This is a genomic window from Plantibacter sp. MMLR14_011, from assembly GCF_001865025.1.
GTDB classification, from domain to species: Bacteria; Actinomycetota; Actinomycetes; order Actinomycetales; family Microbacteriaceae; genus Plantibacter; species Plantibacter flavus_A.
On sequence record NZ_MJGW01000008.1, the window covers coordinates 105,018 to 131,249 of the forward strand.

Annotated in this window: 23 protein-coding genes; 13 read left to right on the plus strand and 10 right to left on the minus strand. The window is 70.1% G+C overall.

Annotated features, from left to right (window positions below; translation table 11 throughout):
• Positions 1-112: 112 nt before the first annotated feature.
• Together BIU99_RS04950 and BIU99_RS04955 are read right to left on the minus strand one after the other, a co-directional pair.
• Entirely contained in the window at positions 113-955 is an 843-nt protein-coding gene (locus BIU99_RS04950; RefSeq protein ID WP_071260012.1) for an AraC family transcriptional regulator, read from the minus strand.
• Entirely contained in the window at positions 952-1,332 is a 381-nt protein-coding gene (locus tag BIU99_RS04955; protein WP_071260015.1) for a hypothetical protein, read from the minus strand. Before BIU99_RS04955 ends, BIU99_RS04950 begins: the two co-directional genes overlap by 4 nt.
• A 143-nt stretch (positions 1,333-1,475) precedes the next feature.
• Between BIU99_RS04955 and BIU99_RS19900 the strand changes: the two genes are divergently transcribed.
• Both BIU99_RS19900 and trxA read left to right on the plus strand, forming a co-directional pair.
• The gene (locus BIU99_RS19900) at positions 1,476-2,360 is read left to right on the plus strand and encodes a DUF2510 domain-containing protein (RefSeq protein WP_071260018.1); all 885 of its coding nucleotides are present in this window, start codon (positions 1,476-1,478) and stop codon (positions 2,358-2,360) included.
• A gap of 95 nt (positions 2,361-2,455) precedes the next feature.
• Positions 2,456-2,833, plus strand: a complete 378-nt coding sequence (gene trxA, locus BIU99_RS04965) for a thioredoxin (RefSeq protein WP_056006082.1) — start codon at positions 2,456-2,458, stop codon at positions 2,831-2,833.
• A 20-nt stretch (positions 2,834-2,853) separates the two neighbouring features.
• Here the strand turns inward: trxA and BIU99_RS04970 are convergent, their stop codons facing one another.
• Genes BIU99_RS04970 through BIU99_RS04990 form a run of 5 tightly spaced genes read right to left on the minus strand, consistent with a single transcriptional unit; the run spans position 2,854 to position 9,618 of the window.
• Entirely contained in the window at positions 2,854-3,489 is a 636-nt protein-coding gene (locus tag BIU99_RS04970; RefSeq protein WP_071260021.1) for a glycoside hydrolase family 95-like protein, read from the minus strand.
• Positions 3,489-4,787, minus strand: coding sequence for a glycoside hydrolase family 27 protein (locus BIU99_RS04975; protein WP_254773572.1), 1,299 nt, complete (start codon positions 4,785-4,787; stop codon positions 3,489-3,491). Before BIU99_RS04975 ends, BIU99_RS04970 begins: the two co-directional genes overlap by 1 nt.
• Positions 4,784-6,319, minus strand: a complete 1,536-nt coding sequence (locus tag BIU99_RS04980) for an alpha-N-arabinofuranosidase (RefSeq protein WP_071260024.1) — start codon at positions 6,317-6,319, stop codon at positions 4,784-4,786. The genes BIU99_RS04975 and BIU99_RS04980 overlap by 4 nt, the downstream gene beginning before the upstream one ends.
• A 37-nt stretch (positions 6,320-6,356) precedes the next feature.
• The gene (locus BIU99_RS04985) at positions 6,357-8,567 is read right to left on the minus strand and encodes an alpha-galactosidase (RefSeq protein WP_071260026.1); all 2,211 of its coding nucleotides are present in this window, start codon (positions 8,565-8,567) and stop codon (positions 6,357-6,359) included.
• Between the two features lie 52 nt (positions 8,568-8,619).
• Positions 8,620-9,618, minus strand: a complete 999-nt coding sequence (locus BIU99_RS04990; protein ID WP_071260028.1) for a LacI family DNA-binding transcriptional regulator — start codon at positions 9,616-9,618, stop codon at positions 8,620-8,622.
• A 258-nt stretch (positions 9,619-9,876) separates the two neighbouring features.
• Here BIU99_RS04990 and BIU99_RS04995 point away from each other — a divergent pair, with 258 nt between their 5' ends.
• The 7 genes from BIU99_RS04995 to BIU99_RS05025 all read left to right on the plus strand — a co-directional run bounded on the left by BIU99_RS04995 (position 9,877) and on the right by BIU99_RS05025 (position 19,478).
• Entirely contained in the window at positions 9,877-11,136 is a 1,260-nt protein-coding gene (locus BIU99_RS04995; protein WP_158596573.1) for an ABC transporter substrate-binding protein, read from the plus strand.
• Between the two features lie 82 nt (positions 11,137-11,218).
• Positions 11,219-12,178: a carbohydrate ABC transporter permease gene (locus tag BIU99_RS05000; protein ID WP_064293740.1), complete on the plus strand. Its 960-nt coding sequence runs from the start codon at positions 11,219-11,221 to the stop codon at positions 12,176-12,178.
• The gene (locus BIU99_RS05005; protein ID WP_079002436.1) at positions 12,178-13,071 is read left to right on the plus strand and encodes a carbohydrate ABC transporter permease; all 894 of its coding nucleotides are present in this window, start codon (positions 12,178-12,180) and stop codon (positions 13,069-13,071) included. The genes BIU99_RS05000 and BIU99_RS05005 overlap by 1 nt, the downstream gene beginning before the upstream one ends.
• Positions 13,068-15,428: a beta-glucosidase gene (locus BIU99_RS05010; protein ID WP_071260030.1), complete on the plus strand. Its 2,361-nt coding sequence runs from the start codon at positions 13,068-13,070 to the stop codon at positions 15,426-15,428. The genes BIU99_RS05005 and BIU99_RS05010 overlap by 4 nt, the downstream gene beginning before the upstream one ends.
• A gap of 2 nt (positions 15,429-15,430) precedes the next feature.
• Positions 15,431-17,683: a beta-L-arabinofuranosidase domain-containing protein gene (locus BIU99_RS05015; protein ID WP_071260032.1), complete on the plus strand. Its 2,253-nt coding sequence runs from the start codon at positions 15,431-15,433 to the stop codon at positions 17,681-17,683.
• Between the two features lie 49 nt (positions 17,684-17,732).
• Positions 17,733-18,743: a LacI family DNA-binding transcriptional regulator gene (locus BIU99_RS05020; protein ID WP_071260034.1), complete on the plus strand. Its 1,011-nt coding sequence runs from the start codon at positions 17,733-17,735 to the stop codon at positions 18,741-18,743.
• Positions 18,744-18,773: 30 nt separating this feature from the next.
• Complete coding sequence (locus BIU99_RS05025; protein ID WP_083397222.1) at positions 18,774-19,478, plus strand: cyclodeaminase/cyclohydrolase family protein; 705 nt, start codon at positions 18,774-18,776, stop codon at positions 19,476-19,478.
• Between the two features lie 7 nt (positions 19,479-19,485).
• Here the strand turns inward: BIU99_RS05025 and BIU99_RS05030 are convergent, their stop codons facing one another.
• Positions 19,486-20,493 (minus strand): diacylglycerol kinase family protein, encoded by a 1,008-nt coding sequence (locus BIU99_RS05030; RefSeq protein WP_071260036.1) that lies wholly within the window; start codon positions 20,491-20,493, stop codon positions 19,486-19,488.
• 79 nt (positions 20,494-20,572) lie between these two features.
• On the opposite strand from BIU99_RS05030, the gene arfB reads away from it, so the two are divergent.
• Together arfB and BIU99_RS05040 are read left to right on the plus strand one after the other, a co-directional pair.
• On the plus strand, positions 20,573-20,995 hold the full coding sequence (gene arfB / locus BIU99_RS05035) for an alternative ribosome rescue aminoacyl-tRNA hydrolase ArfB (RefSeq protein ID WP_064293745.1): 423 nt from the start codon (positions 20,573-20,575) through the stop codon (positions 20,993-20,995).
• 111 nt (positions 20,996-21,106) lie between these two features.
• A complete protein-coding gene (locus tag BIU99_RS05040) occupies positions 21,107-22,093 on the plus strand; it encodes an NAD(P)-dependent oxidoreductase (RefSeq protein WP_064293746.1) in 987 nt (328 codons plus the stop codon).
• Between the two features lie 12 nt (positions 22,094-22,105).
• On the opposite strand, the gene BIU99_RS05045 is transcribed toward BIU99_RS05040, so the two are convergent.
• Together BIU99_RS05045 and BIU99_RS05050 are read right to left on the minus strand one after the other, a co-directional pair.
• Positions 22,106-23,437, minus strand: a complete 1,332-nt coding sequence (locus BIU99_RS05045) for an LLM class flavin-dependent oxidoreductase (RefSeq protein WP_064293747.1) — start codon at positions 23,435-23,437, stop codon at positions 22,106-22,108.
• A complete protein-coding gene (locus BIU99_RS05050; protein ID WP_064293748.1) occupies positions 23,434-24,789 on the minus strand; it encodes an O-acetylhomoserine aminocarboxypropyltransferase/cysteine synthase family protein in 1,356 nt (451 codons plus the stop codon). The genes BIU99_RS05045 and BIU99_RS05050 overlap by 4 nt, the downstream gene beginning before the upstream one ends.
• A gap of 211 nt (positions 24,790-25,000) precedes the next feature.
• Here BIU99_RS05050 and BIU99_RS05055 point away from each other — a divergent pair, with 211 nt between their 5' ends.
• Both BIU99_RS05055 and BIU99_RS05060 read left to right on the plus strand, forming a co-directional pair.
• Positions 25,001-25,660 (plus strand): ThuA domain-containing protein, encoded by a 660-nt coding sequence (locus BIU99_RS05055; protein WP_231884250.1) that lies wholly within the window; start codon positions 25,001-25,003, stop codon positions 25,658-25,660.
• A gap of 192 nt (positions 25,661-25,852) precedes the next feature.
• The gene (locus BIU99_RS05060) at positions 25,853-26,188 is read left to right on the plus strand and encodes a hypothetical protein (protein WP_217634973.1); all 336 of its coding nucleotides are present in this window, start codon (positions 25,853-25,855) and stop codon (positions 26,186-26,188) included.
• Positions 26,189-26,232: the final 44 nt, after the last annotated feature.

Below are 26,232 nucleotides of genomic sequence, written 5' to 3' on the forward strand. Positions count from 1 at the left end.
TTAGGTAAGCATGTCCTAACAGAACGATCGTAGGGTGCTTCACGGCGTGACAGTGTCGAGGAACCGACGAGTTCTGTCGCCGATCCGACAGGACGATGCGTGCCCGGGTGGATCAGCGCCAGTAGAGCTGGTGGGCGGGGTCCGCCTGCACCCGTTCCACGTACTCCCGCGGGGTCATACCGAACCGGGCTCGGAAGCTCGCGGAGAAGGCGCTCGAGGACGCGTACCCGCACCGGTGCGCTGCAGCGCCGATCGGCATGCCGTCGATGATCAGCCGCGCCGCGAGCGTCATCCGGACGCCCGTTCGCCACCGGGCGAAGCTCATCCCGGTGTCATGCTGGAAGATCCGCAGCACGGTGCGCTCGTGGAGGCCGTGCACGTCGAACAGCTCGCGCGCGCCCCGGAGGTCACCCGGGTCGGCGAGGATCGCACGGACGAGCGGACGGACACGATCGTCGGACGGCATCGGGATCTCGCCCCAGCCGTCCGCCGTCTCCGGCGCGGGCTGCTGCAGCATCTCGATGAGGACCGCCTGCGCACGGACCCGGAGGTCGGTCGGCATGTCGTTGATCCCGAGGTGGAGCAACATCTCCTGCACCGCACGCGGGACCAGGACCTGGGTGACGGTCTCGACGGGCGCGATCAGCGAGGCGGCGGGGAGGTAGGTGTAGCACCCGGTGGAGTCGCGCTCGTGGTGCGCCGTGTGCGGCGTGTGTGCCGGGATCCACACGCCCTGACCCGGTGCGAGGCGCCACATCGCGTTCGGGAGGTGCACCCACACGGTGCCGCGGTAGCACCAGGCGAGCATGGCGTCCGGATGACGATGCGGTGGCGAGAGCGGTCGACTCCCGGTGTCCTCGTCGGTGACGACGCCGGTGCCCATCAGATACGGTTCGGCGACTGATGACGGATGCTCGGGGCTCGCGTCCCAGTCGACCTGGCTGTACGGGCTCAACGAGCGCTCGTGCCGGCGTCGCCGATCAGCGGGAGGCCGTCGTCGTCGAAGCGGAAGCCCTTCGCCGCCAGCCGGCGTTCCGCCTCGTGGTGGACGACGCCACGCTTGCGCGGATCGGCTTCGAGGAGGCGGATCAGAAGCTCGTCCGTGGTGTTCGGGTGCAGCGCGATCTCGATGCGCGCACCCCAGAAGCGGTCCTCGAGGAAGAGCTCCAACGCCGCTGGGTCGGCTGCCGGGTTGTGGGCCGCAGCGGCGCGGATCGCCTGATTGGGGTCGTTCGCGAGGACGGAGAACTCCTCGAACGTGCTCGCCGATCGCGCGAGCTCGTAGCGACGTTCCTCGTCGGCGATCTGCTCCGGCGTCTTGCGTCTGGCCACGGTGGTCCCTTCATCACGTCGCCGTCAACCTACCTGGCTCGCACGATGTTCGACAACGGTGGCTTGCCGCGATGGCTCGCAGACGGGACACTGGGGTCGCTGCATGGACGTCATGAGCGTGATCTTCGGGGGAAGGAGCAGCGATGACCGCTGCACCGGGATGGTACGAGGCGGGGACGCCGGGCAAGTTGCGCTGGTGGGATGGAACGCAGTGGACTGCTCAGGAGGCCGATGCCGCGCCACCGGTGAAGCAGGAGGTGCCGGTCACACTGCTGGCACCGACTCCCATGGCGTCGCCGTCGCAGCTGCCGTCCGGACCGCAGCTGGGCTGGTATCCGACGGGGCCGGATCAGCTCCGATGGTGGGACGGCTCGCACTGGACGGGGCTCAGGGTCAAGAACGGGAAGCCCGGGACCGATTGGGCGACCACCGAGCAACCGAGCTTGGCCTGGGTGTTCGGCTCGGTCTTCCTCGTGCTCGCGATCGCGCAGTTCAGCCTCGGCGCGCTGTCCAGCCACCTGTCGGTCAACGGATTCCCGATGCTCCTCCTGACGCTGCTCTGGTTCGGTATCGCCGCCCAGACGACGGCGGTGCGGCGGATCCCGCAGCCGGTCGCCGCCCCGGTGGTCATCGACGTGGTCCGTCCATTGCCGGGTGAGCAGGACGGTCCCGGTGCCGGTTGGTACTCCGTGTCGCCGCGGGGGACGAGGTGGTGGACCGGCTCACGCTGGGCCCAGTACGTCGGAACCCAGTACGGCATCCGGCCGACGTTCCATGGAGCGCGCGCGTTCCGCATCTATCTCGTCATGTCCTGGGCCGTCCTCGGGATCGGTGTGCTCGCCTTGGCCGTCGGCGTGGTCATCCTCGTCAACAGCAGCGGCGACAGCTACGGCTTCCTCGGAGGGATCATCGGCGGCATCGTCGCCGGTGGCGGCGTCCTGTTCGCGGTCCTCGGCGGGGTGCTCCTGATCATGTCGCGGATGCAGCGCCGGCTCCTCCTTCTCCCGGATCTGCCGCCCGGGCGCTGACCGCGGCACGGCACAAGGGGAGGACGACCGGTCGTCCGCCGGTAGGCTCGTCAGTCGGAGGCGACGCGTCCGACCACCGATCCGAAGGGCACACGATGACCACGCAGGAACTGACCATCTCGAACTTCGAGGACACCGTGTCGGCCGAAGGCATCGTCCTGGTCGACTTCTGGGCCGAGTGGTGCGGCCCGTGCAAGGCTTTCGGCCCCGTCTTCGAACAGTCGAGCGAGCAGCACCAGGACGTCGTGTTCACCAAGGTCGACACCGAGGCGAACCAGGAGCTCGCGAGCGGCATGCAGATCACGTCGATCCCCACGCTCATGGCGTTCCGCGACGGCGTGCTCGTCTTCTCGCAGGCCGGCGCCCTCCCCGCGCCGGCACTCGAGGACCTCATCTCGCAGGTGCGCGGTCTCGACATGTCCGAAGTGCACGCCGCCATCGCAGCGGCGAAGGCCGAGGCACAGGCCGAGTAGCCGACGTCCGGAGGAGGCGGTCAGTCTTCCGGATCGCCGGGTGGACGCGCGAACTCGAGCCGGTGGACACCGGGCTCGTCGAGCCTGATCCGCCGCCGCCCGGCCGGCGCGCCGTCCTCCAGCCGTGTCGGCAGTGCGCCGCCAGGGCCCGCGACGGTCATCATCGAGCCGTCGTCCGGCAGCTCGACGAGCACGCCGCCGGCCGTGAGAATCAGGGTCGCCGCGACGGGGCGATGACGGCTCCACTCGACATCCACGACGTGTCCACCACGGACCCGGAACCCTCGGAACCGTCCCGCCGACCACTCGGCCGGGAGGGTCGGCAGCAGCGACAGGACACCGCCGTGCCCCTGGACGAGCAGCTCGACGACACCGGCCGTCCCACCCAGGTTGCCGTCGATCTGGAACACGTCGTCGAGGTCGCCCATCGGGTGCAGGTCGAGCAGCGAGGCCGATGACAGCGGACCGAGCAGCGTGTCGAGCGCCTCGGACGCGAGCCCTGGATCACGGAGTCGTGCGGCCAGGCAGAGGACCCAGGCCATGTCGAGCGCCGCGCCCAACGTCCCGTTCCCGATGAGGAACCGATCGACGAACCGGGTGGCCGGTCCGTCGAGTTCGATTCGATGACGCTCGACGCGCTGCTGTCGGTGATCCATCAGTGGTCGAGTCGGAGCAGCACGGCACCGTGCGCGGGCAGGGACGTGTCGACGGCGCCGTCGACGACCGGCAACGGCCGACCACTCCACAGCTCGGTGACGGCCGATCGATCGGCGCAACCGAGATCGGCCAGGTGCACCCGCAGCTCGGTGTCCGCATCGCCGAGCCAGAACACCGCGCGCCACCGGGTCTCGCCGAGCTCCGCCGCCCAGACGACGAGGTCGCCGTCGCGGATGATCTCCCGGCTCCCGTCGCTGCCGAGCAGTGCGAGCACGTCCGGGTTGGTCAGGAGCGCGAGCGTGTGCGCCGGGGTGTCCGGGAGGTGGCCGCCGAAGAAGAGCGGCGACCGGCCGATGCACCAGAGGGTCATGAGCGTCCGTTGTTCGTCCAGGGTGAGGCGACTCAGCCGGTCCGAACCGACGTGGGCCCGGATGCCGATCCGCCCGAGCGGGAGCATGTCGGCATCGGCCCACGCCCCCGGACGCTGGAGGGGTGCCCAGCGGGCCAGGCGCTGGAACTGTTCGAGCACCGCCGACCAGTCGTCCCAGAGGTCGTCGGAGATCCGCCACAGCTGCGCCGTCGATCGAAGGGTGTCGAGGTGCTCGGTCGAGAGTCGCTTCCCCGGGGACAGGCTGAGCACCATCGGTCGACCGGTCGCGTCGATCGCCCGCGAGATGGCCTCGATCTCGGCGGTCTGGATCGGAGGATAGAGCACGTCGTCGAGCTTGATGAGGTCGACACCCCAGTCCGCGAGCTGTGCCATGACCGAGTCGTAGTAGGCCTGGGCGCCCGGGGTCGTCATGTCGACGCCGACGTTGTCGGGGTTCCACGGGCAGACGTTGGACGGATCGGCGATCTCCCCGCAGCGGGCGGTCGAACCGAGGATCGGTAGGTCGAGGTCGACGGCCAGACGCGGCACGCCACGCATGAGGTGCACCCCGAAGCGGAGCCCGAGCGCGTGCACGCGGTCGGCGAGCGCGCGGAAGCCGCCCGACGCCGCAGACGGGAACCGGTTCGGCGCGGGTTGCGGTCGGCCCCAAGCGTCGAGCGTCGGCTGGGAGACGCGCTCGTAGTCGCCGGCGCCGGGCGCCGGTTCGTACCACTGGATGTCGACGACCACCGTGTCCCAGCCGACGGGCAGCAGGTGCTCGGCAAGGAACGCGGCGTTGGCGAGCACCTCGGCCTCCGTGACGGACCCTCCGAAGCAGTCCCAACTGTTCCAGCCCATCGGCGGGCGGTCCGCCCGCGCCCGACGTGCTGCACGCACCTCGGTGACTGCGATCTCCACCTCGCTCATGGCGCGACGACCTGAGCCGTGATGGTTGCGAACGAGTGCGGTGGGAGCGTGACGCGAAGACCCGTCGGTGTGACGTCGAGACCGGTGAGCGGTCGCGGTGACACGGCGTCGGTCTCACCGGGACGGTTGTGGGCGTCGGGCCGCGCAGCGGTGAGCAGCCGGCCGTGCGGCTCGACCACGGACCCGCCACGGACGTCGACCTCGATGACGAGTGGAGCATCGAGGGCGACGTTCGTCAACGAGCAATGGAGGACGCCGTCCTTGACGCTCGCCGACGCGGAGACGGTCGGGATGCCACCCGCGTGTGCGGCGTCGGCGTCGCGGACCGGTCCGACCACGTGCGTCGGGAGGGACGTGGCGTCCTGGTGCGGGCTGTTCATCTCGAAGACGTGGAAGGTGGGCGTCCGGACCATCTCGCCGCCGTCGGGATCGGTCAGGAGCATCGCCTGCAGGACGTTGACCGTCTGCGCGATGTTGGCCATGCGCAGCCGGCCCGCGAATCGGTGGAACACGTCGAAGTGCCAGGCGGCGACCATGGCGTCGCGGATGGTGTTCTGCTGGAACAGATGCCCGGGGTGCGTGCCCGGCTCGACGTCCCACCAGGTGCCCCACTCGTCGAGCACCATGCCGAACCGTTCCTCCGGGTCGTACACGTCCATGACGGCGGCGTGCGACGACAGCAGCTGCTCGACGCCCTGTGCTGCGGTGATCGTGCTCCAGTACTCCGCGGCGTCGAACCCGGTCGCGCTGCCCTTCGCCTTCCAGCTGCCGCCGATCGTGTAGTAATGCACCGAGACGGCTTCCCAGGGGGTCGCCGAGAACGGGTGGGTGGCCACGTCGGCGACGACCTCCATCAGCGTCTTGGTCCAGGCCACGTCGAACCCGTCGGCGCCGGCGGCGACCCGGTAGAGCGGGACCTTCCCGCCGCTCTCGCAGAAGGTACCGAATCGGCGTGCCAGGTCCGCGTACGCGCCGGCCCGCAGGTTGCCACCGCACCCCCAGGGCTCGTTTCCCAGCCCCCAGAACGGGACGTCCCAGGGCTCCTCCCGGCCGTTCGCGCGACGCAACTCGGCCATCGGGGTCTCCCCGGCACCGGTCAGGTACTCGATCCAGTCGGCCATCTCCTGCACCGTGCCTGAACCGAGGTTGCCCGAGACGTAGGCGTCGGCACCGAGGAGCTCGCACAGCTCCATGAACTCGTGGGTGCCGAACGCGTTGGTCTCGCTCGTCCCGCCCCATTGCGTGTTGACGAGCTTCGGGCGGTCCTCGCGAGGTCCGATGCCGCTCGTCCAGTGGTAGCGGTCCGCGAAGCAGCCGCCCGGCCAGCGGAGGTTCGGGATGCGCAGTTCGCGGAGCGCCTCCACGACGTCGAGCCGGATGCCGCCGATGTTCGGCACGGGCGAGTCCTCGCCGACCCAGAAGCCGTCGTAGATCCCGCGTCCGAGGTGTTCCGCGAAGTGGCCGTAGACGTGTCGGCTGATCGTGGGTCCTGGCCGGTCGAGGTCGACGGTGACGGTCGCAGTGGAGTCCATGGGTGATGTGGTCCTGTTCTGTGCAGCGGGTCGTGGGTCAGTCGGCGGTCACGAGGATCGTGATCGCGCGGTCGGGCTGGAAGGTGGGGAGGTCGAGGCCGATCACGGCCAGCTGGCCACCGCTCAGCACGGGCGCCGCCGCGAGCGTGGCCGGGTCGGCGTCGAGTGGCGGCGCATCCCGGAGCCACTGGGGGATCACCCAGCGGGGGCCGAGGGAGTCGTCCTGCGCGACGGCGAGGCGGTAGTGACCGTCCGGGCGGAGTCCGGGAAGGCGGACCCGACGACGGGAGTCGGCCGACCGCGGGGGAGTCACGAGGGTGTACAGCGCGGTGGTGCCGTCCTCCGCGACGACCCCGCGCAGGGTCGGAGCGTCGTCGTCCCACCCACCGTCGCCGACGACGCGGCCGGTGGCGATGAGTCCGCGATGACGCGTGAACACGGTGATCCATCCGGCGAGGGTCGTCCGATCCGCATCGTCGAGCTCGCGCAGGTCCCACTCCACACCGAAGTGCCCGAGGAGGGCGACCGCGCACCGGGTGTGGAGCGTGTGCGTGCGTCCGGTCGTGGCCGATCTGGCCGAGGCCACGTGCGATCCCAGCATCTCGGGCGGGACGAGGAGCCCCGTCCACCGGAGCATCCGGGCCCGCTCGATCGGGTCGTGGTTGTCGGAGGTGTGGACGCGATCGGACCGCTCGAGGACACCGAGGTCGACGCGGCCTCCGCCCGACGCGCAGCTCTCGATCTCGAGGTGCGGGTGCCGCGATCGGAGCTCGTCGAGCAGCCGGTAGAGGGCTTCGGTCTGGTCGTGCACGGCTGGCCGCCCGGTCGACGGATGTCCGGCATCGACGAGGTCGCGGTTGTGGTCCCATTTCAGGTACGCGATCCCGAGCTCGCCGACCAGTGTGTCGATGGCCTGCAGGATGTGGTCGAAGGCCGCCGGATTGCCGAGATCGAGCACCTGCTGGTGCCGGACGGGCGACGGGAGCTCGTCCCTCGCCCGCAGGATCCAGTCCGGGTGCTCGCGTGCGAGGTCGGAGTCCTCGTTGATCATCTCGGGTTCGAACCACAGCCCGAACTCCATGCCGAGCGATCGCACCCGGTCGGCGAGCGGCGCGAGACCGTCCGGCCAACGCTCGGGGTCCGGTGTCCAGTCACCGAGGCCGCGGGTGTCGTCGTGACGTCCGCGGAACCATCCGTCGTCGAGCACGTAGCGCTCGACGCCGATGGCCGCGGCCCGGGTCGCCAACTCGGTGAGGACCTCCAGGTCGTGATCGAACAGCACCGCCTCCCAGACGTTCAGGGTGACCGGGCGCGGACGCCGAGCCGCCCGCGAGGTCGAACGCAGCCAGCGGTGGTACCGCGACGAGGCGGCATCGAGGCCGACACCGTAGGCCCCGTACACCCATGGAGTCCGATGGTCCTCGCCCGGGCCGAGTCGGACCTCGCCCGGCAGGAGCAGCTCGCCGCCACGGAACGCGAGGTGTCCGTCGGTGCGTTCGACGCCGATTGTGTGGTTGCCGCTCCAACCGACGTGGCACAGCCAGACGTCACCGGTCCGGCTGTCGAACCCCGGTGTTCCGATCGCGGTGACCCCGGTGGCGTCGAGACCGGGGCGACCGTGCCGCGACTCGCGGAGGTGCGTCCCGGTCGTGACCGGACGCCGCTGCGGCAGCTTCTCGTTGCCCCACCGACCGGCGAAGTCGAGGATCTCCCGAGCCGACGTCGGGATCGGGAGGGCCGGCACGACACCCTCGATCTCCAGGAGGTCGTCGCCCCGGTTCGTGACCGTCACGCGCGTGCGCAGCAGGCCACTCGGTGTCAGTTCGATCGCCACGAGGAGAGCGATGCCCGTCTGGTCGTCGACCGCGGTCACCTCGACCAGCGCGGCGCCGCACTGCCGCACCTCTCCGTCCGGGAGGGCCGCTCTGTCGACCTTGACCGAGACCACGTCGAAGCGCGACGACCAGGCCGTCCCGGCGCGATGCGCCCGGAGGCCGGGGAGACCCGACCAGCCCGACGCGTGCTCGGGCAGCAGGCTCGGCTCGTACGGCGCGTCCGATCCGTCGACGAGGTCGCCGCGCACGGTGGCTGTGGCCGCGGCAAGCCACTCGAGGTCGTCGGCATCGACGGCGGCACCCCAGTGCGCGATCGTCGGGAGGCGGGTCCCGTGCTGGACGAGGACGACGGAGACGCCGTCGCACTGCAGATGGACGACGCGGTGTTCGAGCGTCGCTGAGCGGTCGGACATGGTTCCTCCGAAGCGGTCGGTGAGGCGGGTGTGACGGCCGGTGGGCCGAAGTTCAGGCTGAGTCCCGGACGACGAGCGTGGTGTCGAGCCAGCGCGGAGCGGTCGTCCGGCCGGCGATGAGCTCCATGACGAGTTCCGCGGCGACCCTGCCCATCTGCTCCAACGGCTGACGGACCGAGGTCAGCGGTGGCTCCGCGGTTGCCGCGACGACCGTGTCGTCGAACCCGACGAGCGCGATGTCGTCCGGGACCGTGCGGCCACTGGCCTCGAGGACGCGCATCGCTCCGACCGCCATGAGGTCCGAGCCCGCGAAGACGGCGTCGAGGTCCGGGTACCGGGAGAGCAACCGAGCCATGGCCGACGACCCGCTCGGCATGGTGAAGTCACCTCGGGCGACCGCACGGGTGTCGAGGCCGCGTTCGGTGAGGACGTCTCGCCAGCCTCGGACACGGTCGCTGGACGCGGCCATGTCGGCGGGGCCCGAGATGACGCCGATCCGCGTGCGGCCGAGCGCGATCAGGTGTTCCGCGGCGAGCCGACCGCCGGCGTAGTTGTCGGAGTCGACGAAGGTGACGTCCTCCGTGTGCTCACCCATCGGGCGGCCGACGAAGACGATGGGGAGGTCCACCGAGGCGAGCGCCTGGGTGATGGTGCTGATCTCGTGCTGCAGGATCACCACCGCCCCGTCCACGTAGTGCGCCGCCAGGTAGGCGACGAGCGCGTCGAGTTGGCGCGGGTCGGCGAGGAAGAGCGCGGGCTGCTGGGCCGCCGACAGGAGCGCGGCGGTGGCGCCCTTGAGCGGTGCCGCGACGAACGATCCGGAGAAGGGTTCGAGCTCACCCGCCGCGAGGACGATCGCGACGGCGCCCGTCCTGCCCCCGGCGAGCGACCGGGCTGCGACATTCGTGCGGTAGGCCAGTTTCGCGGCCGCTTCGCGCACCGCGACGACCATCGAGGCGTCGACCGTCGAGGCACCGGCGAGGACCCGCGACGCGGTCGCTCGGGAGACGCCGGCCTCTCGGGCGACGTCGACCAGGGTCGGTTTGCGCATCCTCGCTCCTTTGCGATCGTCCACCTGCCGGTGGTCTGGCAACGAGCATCGCAGAATCTGAGAGAGCGTTCTCCGAGTTGCGCAATATTGCCCTGGTGCCGCGGAACCCCGCTGCCTATGGTGATCACCACGCCCGAACGGTCCGGATGCTCCCCGATCCAGTCGACATCGGCGCGAGCCGGAGAGCGATCTCCGGCCGGTGACCGCAACGTAGCGCGACACCGCGGAACACGATCCCGCATAGGAGGGGGATTTCCAGTGAGATTCCGTCTTGCAGCAGCAGCAACCGTCACCGTCATGGTCGGCGCCCTGGTCACCGGTTGTTCCGGGTCCGGCGGCGGCGATGACAAGACCTTCCAGTTCTGGTCCTTCACGGGCATCAACCAGAAGGCCGATGTCGAGAAGTACAAGGAAGCGCACCCCGACATCACCGTCAAGCTCACCGAGGTCGGAAGCACGCAGGAGACCGCCCAGGCGCTCACCGCGGCGTTGGCCGGCGGTAAGGTCCCCGACCTGGTGCTCATCCAGGGGGACGACATGCCCAACTTCGTCGCGAACCCCGACAACTTCGTCGACCTGAGCACGATGGGCGCCGACGACATCTCCGGGGACTACCTGCCGTGGGTCTGGGACCAGGCCGTGGCTCAGAACGACGCCGTCATCGGGGTACCGACCGACGTGGGCGGGATGTCGATGGCGTACCGTGCCGACCTCTTCGAGGCCGCCGGCCTGCCATCGGAACCGGACGCGGTCGCTGCGCTCTGGCCCACCTGGGACGACTTCATCTCCGTCGGCCAGCAGTACGTCGCCGCCACCGGGAAGCCGTTCCTGGACAACGCCGGCACCTCGGTCTTCTTCCAGACCGTGAACCAGGTCGACGAGAAGTACTACACGCCGGAGGGTGAGCTCGTGTACGACACGAATCCGCAGGTGAAGGAGGCGTTCGACATCTCGATCAAGGCGATCGAGGCCGGCATCACTGCGAACGTCCCCGCCTTCTCCACCGGCTGGAGCACGGGCAAGACCAACGGCGCCTTCGCCGCGATGGCGGCTCCCTCCTGGATGCTGAAGAGCATCAAGACGGACGCGCCCGACACCTCGGGCCAGTGGCGCGTGACGACGGTGCCCAAGGTCGCCGGCAACTGGGGCGGCAGCTACCTCGCCATCCCGAAGCGCGCGGCGAACCCCGAGGCGGCGTGGGCCTACATCAAGGAGATGCAGTCACCCGAGTCGCAGCTGCAGAACTTCACCGACACCGGCGCCCTGCCCAGCACGGTCTCCGCGTACGAATCCACGGCGATCGCCGACTACACCGATCCGTTCTTCGGCGACTCGAAGATCGGTGCCGTGCTCGGCAAGTCCTTGCAGGAGTTCAAGCCGTTCTTCAACGGTCCGGAGACGGCGACGATCGGTTCGGCGATGATCAACACCGTGACGGACGTCGAAGCCGGCAACACCCCACCGGACAAGGCCTGGGACGTCGCGATGAAGGCCGTGAAGGACGCCCTCGGCGGCTGACCCGACGGCCCCGTCCACTCGTCCGCTCCGACCCGGGGCGTTCCGGCCGAGCAACACGCCGGAACGCCCCTGAAGGATCATCGTGACCACGCACATCACTCCACCTCGGCTGCTGCCCAAACAGTCGCCACCCGGTATCGGGACGCGCATCCGCAACACCCTGCCGGAACGCTTCGCCCCCTACGTCTACATCGCCCCGTTCTTCCTGATCTTCGCCGTCTTCGGGCTGATCCCGCTCCTGTTCACCTTCGTCGTGTCCCTCTTCGACTGGAACCCGATCGGTCAGCAGACCTTCATCGGCTTCGACAACTTCACCAGGCTCGCGGCCGACCCACGGTTCTGGAACGCGATGCTCAACACCTTCGCGATCTTCATCATCTCCACGGTGCCGCAGCTGGTCATCGCCCTGGGCCTCGCCCATCTGCTGAACCACGTCCGCCTGCGCTTCGCCACGGGGTTCCGGATGGCGATGCTCGTGCCGTACATCACCTCGGTCGCCGCGACCACGATCGTGTTCGCCCAGCTGTTCGACCGTGACTACGGGCTCTTCAACTACCTCATCAGCTTCTTCGGCGGTGACCACGTCGACTTCCTCAACGACAAGGTCGGCTCGTGGTTCCTCGTCGCGCTCATGGTCGTCTGGCGGTGGACGGGCTACACCACGCTGCTCTACCTGGCGGCACTGCAGGCGATCCCTCGCGACGTGTACGAGGCGGCCGCCGTCGACGGTGCCGGCGGTTGGAAGCAGTTCGTCTACATCACCATCCCGTCGTTGCGTCCCATCATCGTGTTCACGATCGTCACGTCGACGATCGGCGGGCTCCAGGTGTTCACCGAACCACTGCTGGTGAACCCGGCCACCGGCCTCACCTGCGGTGCGGCACGACAGTGCCAGACGCTCACGCTGTTCCTCTACGAGCAGGGCTTCGGCCAGTTCGAGTTCGGATACGGCTCGGCGATCGGCGTCGCGCTGTTCGTGATCGTCGTCCTCGTCGCCCTGCTGAACTTCTTCCTGTCCACCCGCACCCGAGGAGGACGCTGATGTCCGAGACGCTCAACTCCACCCAGCTGATGGCGAGCGCGACCTCCGCCGGCCGGAAACGGAACGGCGGCCGGATCGGCCGCATCCCCTGGTACACCTACGTCCTCCTCGTGTGCGCCGTCGTCGTGAGCATGTTCCCGCTGTACTTCATGTTCGTCGTCGCGACCACGGACTCGGCGACGGCGACCACCCTGCCACCGCGGCTGTACCCGGGCGACAACCTGTTCCACCTCGTGGGGCTCGTGCTCGAGACCGTGCCGTTCATCCAATCGATGATCAACAGTCTCATCGTCGCGCTGTCGATCGGCGTCGGATCGGCCCTGCTCTGCGCCCTGGCCGGGTTCGCCTTCGCGAAACTGGAGTTCCGCGGCCGCAACGCACTGTTCATCCTCGTGGTCCTCACCATGACCGTGCCGACGCAGCTGAGCGTGATCCCGCAGTACCTGATCATCTCCGCGCTCGACTGGGTGGACACGCTTCAGGCGCTCATCGTCCCCGGCCTCGCGAGCGCGTTCGGCATCTTCTGGATGCGTCAGCACATCTCGAGTTCCGTGAGCGACGAGCTGCTCCAGGCGGCGAGACTCGACGGTGCCAACACCTGGCAGATCTTCTGGCGGATCGTCTTCCCGGTCATCCGACCGGCGGCGTTCGTCCTGGGACTGCTCGGCTTCGTCGGATCCTGGAACGACTTCCTCTGGCCGTTCATCGTCCTGAAGTCGCCCGAGATGTACACGGTCCAGATCGCGATCAAGGCCTTGCAGTCGCAGCGGTCGATCGACCTCGGCCTGGCGATGGCCGGGTCGTTCCTGGCCACCATCCCGCTGCTCATCGCGTTCATCTTCGTCGGCAAGCGCATGGTGACCGGGATCATGGATGGAGCGTTCAAGGGATGACCCTGCAACACGACGGCGTCACGCCGACCACGTCGGGTATCGTCCGCGGCGTCTGGAACGACCGACGGGCGTCACCCGACGAGCGGGCGCGAGCACTCCTCGATGAGATGACCCTCGAGGAGAAGGTCGGTCAGCTCGGTTCGGTCTGGTTCACCGAGACGGCGGGCGACTTCGCGCCGAGCGTGGACGGCTCCGACGACCCGGCTACGCCGACATCGGCGCCCACCGGCGACTTCACGGGTGGCCTCGGGCAGTTGACGCGCATCTTCGGGACCGAACCGGTGACGGTGGCCGAGGGCGTCGATCGCCTGCGGGAACGGCAACGGCAGGTCGTGGCCGGCAACCGGTTCGGCATCCCCGCGATCGCGCACGAGGAGTGTCTGACGGGGTTCGCCGCGTTCGGTGCGACCGCCTTCCCGACGCCGCTCGCCTGGGCCGCCTCGTTCGACGAGGAGCTCGTGGAGCGGATGGCGGAGGCGATCGGAGACGACCTCCGCTCGGTCGGGGTCCATCAGGGGCTCGCGCCGGTCCTCGACGTCGTGCGCGACTACCGCTGGGGCCGGGTCGAGGAGACGCTGGGGGAGGACCCCTACCTCGTCGGCCAGCTCGGCGCCGCGTACGTGCGTGGTCTCGAGCGGTCCGGGGTCGTGGCGACGCTCAAGCACTTCGCCGGCTACGCCGCGTCCCGAGGCGCGAAGAACCATGCCCCGGTGAGCATGGGGCGCCGCGAGCTCGCCGATGTCGTGCTTCCGCCGTTCGAGACGGCGATCCGGCTCGGGGGAGCGCGAAGCGTGATGAACGCCTACACCGATCTCGACGGCGTCCCCGCCGGTGCCAGTGTCGAATTGCTCACCGACATCCTGCGCGACGACTGGGGTTTCGACGGCACCGTCGTCGCCGACTACTGGGCGATCCCGTTCCTCGCGACCATGCACCACGTCGCGAGCGGTGCGGCGGAGGCCGGCGCGCTCGCCCTCACCGCCGGGATCGACGTCGAACTCCCGGAGACCGCCGGCTACGGCGCCGGTCTCGTCGGGCTCGTCCAGGACGGGGCGCTCGACGAGCGGCTGGTCGACCGAGCCGTGCTCCGGCACCTGCGGCAGAAGATCGAGCACGGCCTGCTCGACGGGGGCCCGCTCGTGCCGGAGCACGCCGCATCGACCGACCTCGACGGCCCCCGCAACCGCGCCATCGCGACGCGTCTGGCCGAGGAGTCGGTCGTCCTCCTCAGGAACCGCGCAGTTCTCCCGCTCCGGACCACCGCGCGCATCGCCGTGATCGGGCCGGCGGCCGACCAGTTCCGCAGTCTCGTGGGCTGTTACGCATTCCCCAACCACGTGTTGTCGAAACACCCCGGGCACGATCTCGGCATCACCATCCCGACGATCCTGGACGCGGTTCGTGCCGAGTTCCCCACGGCGGACATCGTCGTCGAACCGGGATGCAGCATCACCGGGACCGGTCAGGAGGACGTTCCGGCCGCGGTCGAAGCCGCCCGTTCGGCAGACGTCGTCGTGCTGGCCGTGGGTGACATCGCGGGCCTGTTCGGCGATGGCACCTCGGGAGAAGGCTGCGACGCCGAGGACCTGCGCCTCCCCGGGGGTCAGCACGACCTCGTGCTCGCCGTCCTCGAGACCGGGACGCCCGTCGTCCTGACCGTGCTGTCCGGGCGACCCTACGCGCTGGGGGACTACGACCGGGCCGATGCACTGGTCCAGGCCTTCTTCCCCGGCCAGGAGGGCGCGGCGGCCGTCGCGGGGCTGCTGTCCGGCCGCGTGAGGCCGAGCGGACGGCTCCCGGTGCAGATCCCTCGCTCACCGGCCATGCCGGGCACGTACCTGCAGCCGCCGCTCGGTCTGGCGTCCCGCGGGATCAGCGTGCTCGACCCCACGCCGCTCTTCCCGTTCGGTCACGGCCTCACCGCCGGGGACGTCCGCTACCGATCGCTCACGAGTGCAGCGGAGCTCGCCGTCGACGGCGAGGTCCTCGTCGACGTCACGGTCGAGAACATGGGTGTCGAGGACGCCGTCGAGGTGATCCAGCTCTACGGCACGGATCCGTTGGCCTCGGTCGTGCGCCCGTCGGTCGAGCTGCTCGCGTTCGCACGCCTCACGGTCGCTGCCGGGACGTCGACGACCGTGCGTTTCTCGGTGTCGGCCGACCGCTTGTCCTTCACCGGGGTCGACGGCCGCCGGGTGGTCGAACCGGGGACGTACGTGCTGTCCGCCGGGCCATCGGCGCTCGAGCGTCCGCTCACCCGCACGATCGAGGTGACCGGCGACCGGCGGGAGCTGGTCGGGCCGCGCGAGCTCCGCGTGGACTGGCGGCCCGTCGGTGCGGGCGCGAGGAAGGCCTGACCATGCCGTTCGTCCCGATCACCCAGGTCACCCTCACGGGTGGGCCCCTGTTCCGAGCGCAGGAGGCCGACCGCGCCTACCTGAGAGCCCTCGAGCCCGATCGTCTGCTCGCCCCGTTCCTCCGTGAGGCGGGCCTGGAGCCCCGGGCGGCGTCCTACGACGACTGGGAGGTGCGCGGACTCGACGGCCATACCGCCGGACACTACCTCTCGGCCTGCTCCCTGATGGTCGCCTCCACCGGGGACGACGTCCTGCGTTCCCGGCTCGAGTACACGGTCGCCGAACTGGCCCGCGCACAGGACCATCTGGGGACCGGATACGTCGGTGGTGTCCCTCGGAGTGCCGAGCTCTGGGCCGAGGTCGCAGCGGGGATCACCGAATCGACCTTCCGTGCCGGGCGCTGGGTGCCCTGGTACAACCTGCACAAGCTGTACGCCGGGCTCATCGACGCGGCCCGCTTGACGGGGGACCACGCGGCACGTGATGTGGTCCTGCGCCTCGCCACCTGGTGGGAGGAGCTTGCCGCGGGGATCGACGACGAGCACTTCCAGCTCATGCTCGAGACCGAGATCGGAGGGATGAACGAGGCGTACGTCGACCTCTTCGACCTCACGGGCGACGCCCGACATCTCGCGATGGCCGCCCGCTTCACATCCGTCGCCCTCAGCGAACCGCTGTCGCGCCGGTCCGACGAACTGACCGGCCTGCACGCCAACACCCGTATCCCGCAGTTCGTCGGCTTCGCCGCCCTCGCCACGCGGAGCGACGATCCGGCCCTCGCCCGCGCGGCCCGGTTCGCCTGGGAGACGATCCTGACGCGGCGCACGGTCGCGATCGGCGGCAACAGTGTCCGGGAGCACTTCCATGCCATCGACGACTTCACCCCGATGACCGAGGATCGGGAGGGGCCGGAGACCTGCAACAGCTACAACCTCATCAAGCTGGGCCGACGGCTCAGTGCCGACGAGTCCGACCCGGCGATCGCCGACGCGCTCGAACGGATCCTCTTCAACCACCTCCTGTCATCGCAGCACCCCGAGCACGGCGGCCTCGTCTACTTCACCTCCATGCGACCCGACCACTACCGCGTCTACTCCTCGCCGGAGCACAGCTTCTGGTGCTGCGTCGGGACCGGTCTGGAGAGTCACGCGAAACACGGCGAGTCGCTGTACCGGTTCGACGACGACACGGTGTCGGTCGAGCTCTTCGCGCCCTCCGTCGTGCGGATCCCGGAACTCGGTCTCGAGCTGCAGCAACGGACGGCCTTCCCGTCCGACGGCGTGGTCGGACTCACCCTCGGGCTCACCGGCTCGCGGCGGTTCCGTCTCCGCGTCCGGGTCCCCGGGTGGAGTGATCCGACACCCGAGATGTTTCTCAACGGCGCTCCGGTGACCGCCGAACGCGAACGCGGCCATCTCGTCGTGGAGCGTGAGTGGAGCGACGGCGACACCGTGTCGTTCGAGCTCACCATGGGCGGTCGTGCGGAACCGTACCCGGACGGCTCGGACTGGACCTCGTTCCTCTGGGGTCCGTCCGTCCTGGCGGCCCGTGGCGAGTCGCTCCCGACCGGCGTCGTGCTGGCCGATCGGCCGCACGCCCCGCACACGGCGGTCGGCCCGCTCACCCCGCTCGCCTCGGCACCGATCGTCACGCGGACGGCTGTGCCCTACCGGGACGCCGACGGGCGACTCCGGGTCGACTCGGACCGAGGACCGATCCCGTTGGAACCGTTCGCAGGCCTGCACGACGCGCGGTACACCGTCACGTTCCCCGTGGCGTCGTCGGCGGACGAGGACGCCGTCGACCGGCGCCGCACCGCCTTGGTCGAGCGGGACCGACGCGCCGCGAGCATCGACGGACGGACGGTCGACCGGGTCGCTCTGGGCGAGCAGCAGCCGGAGGCGGATCACGGGTTCGAGGGGCGCTCCAGCGTCAGTGGCGCGGTGGGTGGGATCCGCTGGCGGAGCACGGCCGAGCGTCTGTCCGTGAGGCTCGTCGATCCGCATCTCCTCGGCCGGGTCGTCAGAGTGACCTGGCTGCACGACCAGGCGGGCCACGGTCTCACCCTGGAGATCGACGGCACGCCGGTCGCTCCGCAGGAGGTCGGGCGAGACGACGACCTGGAGTGGGCGGAGTACCCGCTGACACCCACCAGCGCCGGGTGGGGTGTCCGGCGGTTCGCGCTCGTCGCGCAGCCGGATCGCGAGACCCCGCGGTGCACCGAGCTCCGAGTGCTGACCGCAGAGGGCGCCTGACCACCGGTACCGGCGCACACAGCACCCCGGGGTGCGGGAGCATGGAGCCATGACGACGAAGCCGGAGCGGGACGATCCCAGCGTGACGCTCGCGGACGTCGCCGCGAGGTCGGGATGCTCGGTGTCGCTCGTCTCCCGGGTGCTCGCCGGGAAGCGCCATGCATCCCCGGACACCAGGGACCGCATCCTCGCTGCAGCGCACGACCTCGGCTACGACCGCGCAGCACAACGTCGCGGGCGACCTCGCTCGGTCCCGCGCCTGCTCGACCTGGCGATGAGTCAGTGGGACGACCCCTGGGCGAACACGGTCGTGACGAGTGTGCGGCGGGCGGCCGCTGCGGCGAACTACGATCTGGTGCTCACGCCGGAGAGCGAGTCGATGGTCGACGACTGGCCCAGTCGGGCACGTGCGCGGGGATCGGCCGGTGTCGTCGTGTGCCTCATCCGTCCCAACGTGTCCCAGCTCGACATCCTCGCCTCGGCCAACATCCCCGTCGCGCTCCTCGATCCGCGTGCGGAGCCGGCGCGGAGCCTGCCGAGCGTCGGGTCCACCGACTGGCAGGGCGGCTTCGACGCGGGTCGGCATCTCGCCCGGCGGGGGACACGTCGGTTCCTCATCATCACCGGCCGACCGAAGTACCGGTTCGGCCGTGCGCGGGAGGCCGGTTTCCGAGCGGCGGTCGAACGGCACGCCGACGGGGCGACGGTCGAGGAGATCTCGTCGCCCTGGTCCTCGGAGAGTGCGTTCGTCTCCGTGCGCAAGCTGCTCAGGCAGGGCGGGCTCCCGATCGGCGTCTTCAGCTGCAACGACGAGATGGCCTACGGCGTCTACCGCGCCGCTGAGGAGCTCCAGCTCCGCATCCCCGACGACATCAGGGTCGTCGGCTTCGACGACCTCCCGCAGTCCAGGTTGATGCCGCCGCCGATGACGACCGTGCGCCAGCCGATGCGCGTGATGGCCGCGCGTGCGGTCCAGCTCGTCCTCGAGGCGGAGCCCGGGACGGACCCCGGGGACCGCGCGGAGTTCCCGACCGAACTCATCGTCCGCGCCTCGAGCTGACGCGGACGCGGACGCGGGAGAATGGTCGCCATGACGGGACCATCGGATACCGAAGACGTGTCGACCGAGCACTCGAGCGTGTCGGCGTGGATGCGGGCGCTCGGCACGGCGACCGGGAACCCCGGCGGCGGGGCCGCATCCGGACTCATGCTGGCGATCGCCGCAGGCCTCAGCGCGATGGTCGCCGGCTACACCCGAACCACGCACGCCACCGAGGACGCGAGCGGGCGGGACTCGGCCGAGGCCGAGGCGACGATCGCCGCACTCCGCGCTCGCGCTGAGGCACGCTCCGAGCTGGCGTTGCGTCTGGCCGACGAGGACGCCCACGCCTCGCGAGCGTTCGGCGGTGCCTTCCATCTGCCGGCCGGCGTCGGACGCGACGAAGCGATCCGTGTTGCGTCCATCGAGGCGGCCGCGGCCTCGGCGCGGCTGGGCGAGCATGCCGTCGACGCGATCGACGATCTCGCCTGGCTGACCGAGCACGGCAACCCGGCGTTGATCGCCGACGTGGCGGTGGCGATCGGTGCACTCCGCGCGGCGATCACGGGAGCGCGGACCAACGTCAGCTTCGATCTCGGTTCGGTCCGCAGCGCACACGGCTCCCTCGAGGAGATCCGCGCCGACGAGCCGCGCCTCTGGGAACTCGTCCCCGTGTTCGACCGCGCCCTCGAGCGTATCGACCGGCTCGCGGCGTCGATCGACCCCGACGCCGCTCCCACCGACGCGGCGTCGTAGCCGCTGGTCAGCGCCCGCCGGGGCGCGCAGCCGGGCCGCTCGGAACCCGGACGATCAGGGCGTGGTGCAGGTTCCTCAGCGAGACCGAGATCACCGAACCGTGCGAGTCGCCGTCCAGTTGGATCTCCTGCGGCTCCTCGAGTCTGAGATGCATCGTCCGCGCCTGTGCGTAGCTGATCGCGCGTGCCTTCGGCGAGAATCGTCCGACCAGTCGGCCGAACCGCGTGCGGTGCAGCATCCGGTTGAACGTCAGACGGTAACCGATGTTCCCCCAACCCGGACCCTTGCCGGGGCGCAGCATGACGGCATCGAGGAGGCCGTCGTCCACGACGGCCTCCGGGAGCAGCAGGACCCCGCCGGTGAGCGTGCCGGAGTTCCCGACGATGATCGTATGCGCTCGGGCAGCCGCCTCCGGACGGTCGTCCAGTCGATAGTGCAGATCGAACTGCCGGTTGCCGATGATGCTCCGCGCGATCGGATCGGAGTAGGCGAGCCAGCCGATCCGTCGCTTCAGCCGCTCATTGGTGTGGCCCGCCATGTGCGCGTCGAGGCCGATACCGGCCATGACGAGGAAGACCTCGTCCCGGTTCGTGCCGTCGCTGCGCCCGAGACTGACCTGACCGACGTCGACCACCTGGTCACGCCCTGAACAGGCGATGTCGACCGACCGCTTGAGGTCGCCCAACGGCAGGCCGAGCGCGCGGGCGAAGAGGTTCCCCGTTCCGGCCGGGACCAGCCCGAGGGGGATGCCGGTGGAGGCGATGGCCTCGGCGGCGACCCGCAGTGTCCCATCGCCTCCCGCGACCAGGATGAACGAGGGTGCCGAGGCGATCGCGGCCGCGGACGCACCCCGGCCGTCGTCGTCGGCGCTCGTCTCGTGCCAGGTGGAGGGTGCCAGTCCGTGCGTCGATTCAGCGGCTGCGACGGCCGAGCGGAGGACCTCGATGTCGACCTTGGAGGGATTGACGACGACGGCTGCGCGTCGACGTCCGCGTTCGGCTGGTGCATCGTTCACAGCGTCAAGGATAGGAGGCACCGGCTCGGAACCAGCGGTGGACGCGAGCCGTGCCGCGGGTTCGTGAGACGCTTGCCCCATGGACCTCGAGGTGTCGCCCGGACTGACGATCCCAGCAGCCGAGCTGCAGTGGCGTTTCTCCCGGTCGTCCGGCCCGGGCGGACAGCACGTGAACACCTCCGACAGCCGTGTCCAATTGACATGGAGTGTGGCCGAGTCGGCCGTCCTCACCGACGAGCAACGAGACCGACTGCTCGAGCGGCTCGACGCTCAGCTGGTCGGCGGAGCCATCACCGTGACCGTCTCCCGCGAGCGATCGCAGCTCCGGAACCGCGAACTCGCACTCGAAGCGCTCGCGACGCGCATCAGGTCGGCCCTCGCGCCGCCGGCGCCGACGCGCCGGCCCACGCGTCCGACCCGCGGATCGGCGCGACGCCACCTCGCCGCGAAACAGCAGCGGAGCGCCACCAAACAGCAACGACGACGTCCCTCCGACGACTAGCGGGTCACCACGTCGCCTCCCGCAAGGGCGTGCGTCGGACGGTCCGGTCCATTAGCGTTCCCGGAGAGCGCACCCGTCGACGCCGTCGTCGTGCGCGAACGGAGGAACACCATGCGCATCGTCGTCATCGGAGGGACCGGCCACATCGGCACCTTCCTCGTCCCGCGACTCGTCCGGGCCGGCCACGAGGTCGTGAGCGTGAGCCGCGGCGATCGTTCGCCCTACACGGAGGTTCCCGAGTGGGACCAGGTCGAGCGGGTCCGGGCCGATCGGGAGGCCGAGGACCGGGACGGTGTCTTCGCACGACGCATCGCGGATCTCGGTCCGGACGTCGTCATCGATCTGGTCTGCTTCACGGTCGCCTCGGCGACGGCACTCGTCGAGGGGCTGCGCGGCAACACGGGCCAGCTGCTCCACTGCGGATCGATCTGGCGCTACGGTCCCAGCGCGTCCGTCCCCATCGTCGAGGGCTCCGGGACGGCGCCGTTCGGCGACTACGGTGTCCAGAAGGATCAGATCGCCCGACTGCTCCAGCAGGAGAGCGCCGACGGAGGACTGGTGACGACCTCCCTGCATCCCGGGCACATCGTCGGACCGGGGTGGGCGCCCATCAACCCGCTCGGCAACCTCGACCTCGGGGTCTGGCGGACCCTCGCACTCGGTTCACCGCTGCGCATCCCCGGACTCGGTGCCGAGCTGCTGCACCACGTGCACGCCGACGACGTCGCGCAGGCCTTCGAGCTCGCCGTCGCGAACCGGGATCGTGTCGCCGGCGAGGATCTCAACGTGACCTCGGCCGCCGCGGTGACCGTCCGCGGCTACGCCGAGGTCGTCGCCGGCTGGTTCGGACGCTCGGCTGAGCTCGAGTCGGTGACCTGGGAGCATTTCCGAGCAGAGACACCGAAGGAGCACGCCGACACCACCTGGGAGCACCTGGTGCGGAGCCATTGCGCGTCGATCGACAAGGCACGGTCGCTGCTCGGATACGAGCCCGCCTACACCTCGACGGAGGCGGTCCTCGAGTCCGTCCGTTCGCTCGTCGCCCGCGGGGAGTTGGACGTGCCCGAACCACGAGCAGCCCTGAACACGAGCCGCTGACGACGCGATCCTTCAGGTGGCGTGCAACGAGCTCCGGAGTCCGTGCGGTGCGTCGACCTTCGGACGCTGCAGGATCCCGCGGCGTCGCAGGATCGGCACGAGTTCGTCGAGCATGCGGTGCACCGTCACCGGGTGGAGGTCGCCCGAGAAGATGAACCCGTCGTTGTCCGCCTCACTGCCGGCGCGTTCGATGTGATCGGCCACCTCAGCCGCCGTGCCGACGACACCGCTGCCGTCGGTGATCCGCCCGAGTCGTGCCTTCGGCACGAGCAGCTCCCGGAGCGTCGCCGCTGCGAAGGACTCGTGCTGGCCGCGCAACGCGTCGAGGCTGCCGCGCGACACGTGGTCGCCGAAGACGGCCGGGTCCACCGGTCGGTCGAGGTCGAGCGCGGTGAGGTCCGTCTCCAGGTCGCTCGACCACGCGAGTGCGACGGAGCGCAGCGTCTCATCGTCCGGCTGTTCCGAGGCGGCGACGAGACGGTCGGCCTCGGCACGGCTCGACACGATGACGGGCTTGAACACGAACAGGATCGCGGGAGGGGTGTCCCGACCGACGGCAGCCGACGCGTCGAGGACCCGCCTCCGGTACGCACGGAGGCTCGCGATGTCGAGCGGTGCGAGGGCGAGCTGGACGTCCGACTGTCGTCCGGTGAAGGCGAGCCCTCGCGGCGAAGAGCCCGGCGACACGATGACGGGCTCCCCACCGGAGTCCTCCTCGAAGGGCAGGGCGTTGAGCGGCCCGTCGAAGTCGTAGTGTGCGCCGCGATGCTCGATGCGGTCGAGGTGGCGGCCGTCGGCGAAGCGTCCGGAGGCGGTGTCGCCCACGTACGCGCCAGGTCGCCAGCTCCGCCAGAGCGCGCGCACGCCGTCCAGCCACTCCTCCGCCCGCTCATAGGCGATGTCGTGCGGCACGACCGGCTCGCCGAAGTGACGGCTGCTGCCGACGTCGGTCACCACGTTCACCCCGAACCTCCCGCGACTGAGGTGCTGCAGGGTCGCGAACTGCCGCGCCGCCTGGTACGGCGGCAGTTGCAACGGGTTCACGGTCGGGATGATGCCGATGCGCTCCGTCACTGCGAAGAGGAACGGGGCGAGGCTCAGCGGGTCGTGCTTCGGCCCGCCGTAGGCGCCGCGGATGCGGAGGTCGAGCGTCTCGGGGTTCCCCAGCGAGAGGGCGTCCTCGATGATCAGGAGGTCCAGGCCCGCCTGCTCGAGCTCGCGCACGGCCTGCTGGTAGAGCGCGGGCTCCTGCCAGCGGTAGTCCCAGTCGAGGTACGGATGTCCCCAACCGTGCGGACCGAACCCACGTGACAGGAACCAGCCGAAGCGTTGCCGGGCGCTCACGCGGCGACCGCCTCGTCCGCCGTGACGCTCGCGCCGGTGCTCGTCGACGGCTCCCGGATCGGGAGCGCGTCGAACGCCGAGGCGAGGTCCGCGATGAGGTCGGCGACGTCTTCGATGCCGACGGAGATCCGCACGAGTCCTTGGCCGATGCCGCTCGCCGCGAGCTGCTCGACCGAACGCTGGGCGTGCGTGGTCGAGGCCGGGTGGAGGATCAGCGACCGGACGTCGCCGAGGTTCGTCATCCGCGTGAACAGGCCGACGTGGTCGATGACCGTCCGCGCTGCGTCCCGTCCGCCGTGCAGGGTGAACGAGAACACCGATCCCTGTCCATCCGGCAGATACCGGTCCGCCAGGCCGCGGAACGGACTGTCGCTGAGCCCCGAGTAGTCGACCGAGGCCACTTCCGTCCGTCCCGCCAGCCACGTCGCGAGGGCGAGGGCGTTCTCGCTCTGCCGCTGGACGCGGAGTGACAGCGTCTCGATGCCCTGTGCGATGAGGAACGCGTTGAACGGCGACGGCGTCGGGCCGAGACGCAGCGCGACCGATGCCCGTGCGTAGGCGGCCAGCGCTGCACGCCCGCCCGCCTCGACGTGGCTGAGCCCGCCGAGCGCGGCGAGCGGCGAGGTGAGGTGTCGGTAGCGGTCTGCGCGAGCGGCCCAGTCGAACGTGCCACCGTCGACGACGACCCCTCCCAGCACGGTGCCATGGCCCGCCAGGAACTTGCTGGCCGAGTGGACGACGATGTCGGCGCCGTGCTCGATGGGACGCAGGAGGTAGGGCGTGGCGAAGGTGTTGTCGACGACGAGCGGGACCCCGTGCGCATGGGCCACGTCGGCGACGAGACGGAGATCCGTGAGGTCGTTGCGGGGGTTCGGAATGGACTCGACGAAGATCGCGCGCGTCTCGGGTCGGATGGCACGCTCCCAGGCGTCGGCGTCGAGCGGATCGGAGACCTCGCTCGTGGTGATCCCCAGCCGACCGAAGTTCTCCGTGAAGAGGCTGCGCGAGCCCTCGTACAGACTCGGCGCGGTGAGCAGGTGGTCGCCGGCCTCGAGCAGGGAGAGCAGGGCGACGCCGACGGCCGCCTGTCCGGAGCCGAGGAGCAGCGCGTCCACACCACCCTCCAGGGCGGCGAGACGGCGCTCGACGGCGTCGATCGTCGGATTGCCGACCCGGCTGTAGCTGTAGCCACCAGGGTCCGGGCCGAACCGCTGCTCCGCCTCGTCGAAGTCCGCGAACACGAACCCGGCACTCGCGTAGATCGGCAGAGCCCGCGGCTGGAGCGGCGCATCGGGTGCACCACCGGCGTGCAGCTGTCGGGTGCTGAAGCCCCCTCGATCCCGCTCGTGCATCGCCTCGTCCTCTCCGTCAGCTCGGCCGTCGTCGACGCCCCGGCGTCGGTGACAGGCACTCTACGGTCGGGATCGGGGCGGGCGCAGGTGACGACGACATGTGCGGACACAATCGGTCGGCGACGCAGCCGTCGGGAGAGGCCCCGTACCCTGGAGAGACGTCGGCCGCGGACACGGTGACCGGCGTCGACGGATCGGACGAGGGGGAACCGTGAAAGCACTCATCGCATCGGGGAGCGGTCGGTATGCGGATCCGTGGCACCCGTACGCGCGCACGAGCCCGCTCATCGCGGAGGTCCTGGAGACGGTCGGCTTCGCGGTCGAGATCGACGAGGACGTCGATCGTGCGATGACGCGACTCGAGGGCGTGGAGCTCCTGGTGGTCAACGCAGGCGACCCGTGGCGGTCCGAGGACCAGGGTCGAGCGCCCGCTGCCGCCATCGACGGATTCGCGGAGGCACTCGGTCGGGGGATCGGTGTCCTCGCGATGCATGCGGCGCTCGCCTCACTCCGCGACTACCCGGACTGGGCGCCGACGATCGGGGCGCTCTGGCTGCCCGGCGTGTCCTGGCATCCGCCGATGGGCCCGACCGTCGTCCGCGGCCTGGCATCGCCCGACGGCGGAGCGCTCGGCGACATCCCCGTGGACGACGAACAGTACCTGCGGCTGCAACCCGTCGGTCGGAGCACCACCGTCGCCGAGCACGACGTCGACGGCGAGCGGTTCCCCGCAGTGTGGGTCCGCGAGGTGGGGCCCTCGCGCGTCGCCGTCGACGCACTCGGACACGACGAGCGGTCCTACGCCTCGGCTGAGCACCGTGCACTGCTCGCGACGCTGGCACGGTGGGTGGCCCGGGCGCCGTCTGCGTGATCCGTCACGGATCCTCGATCGGCTTCGTCTGTGTCGCGACCCTCGTCGGCGCAAGCCCCCGTCGAACGGGAGTCGCCTCCCGCGACCGGGTCTATGCTCCTGTTCGGGGCTGCGAGCGACCATGATGGCCGGATGCGGCCCTCGTCAGGAATCGGAACCTCGAGAAAGCCGCACCACGTGTCACAGGACCTCATGTCACCCGAGAACAACGTCCAGCGCATCATGCGCACCGGAACCGTCTGGTTCGGCGTCGCGGTCGGGAGCACCGCGATCGTCCTCGGGCTCCTCCTCAGCTCAGGCTGGAGGCCGGCCGTCCTCGCCGAGGGACTCCGCGTGGTGTGGTGGTGCTGCTCGGTCATCGTGGGCTTGAGCATCGGCCTACTCGGCTGGTCCGGGTGTCCGATCCTGGAGGTGGACGTCCCGACGGCGTCCCGCAACAAGTCGCTGACCATGCAGCTCGGAACGATGCTCTTCATCCTCGGGAGCATCGGCGCCATGTTCACCGTGTTGGCCGGATCGCCGAGCTGACACCCACTTCGCGGGCACGTCCAGCTCCTGCAGCGGCATCGCGT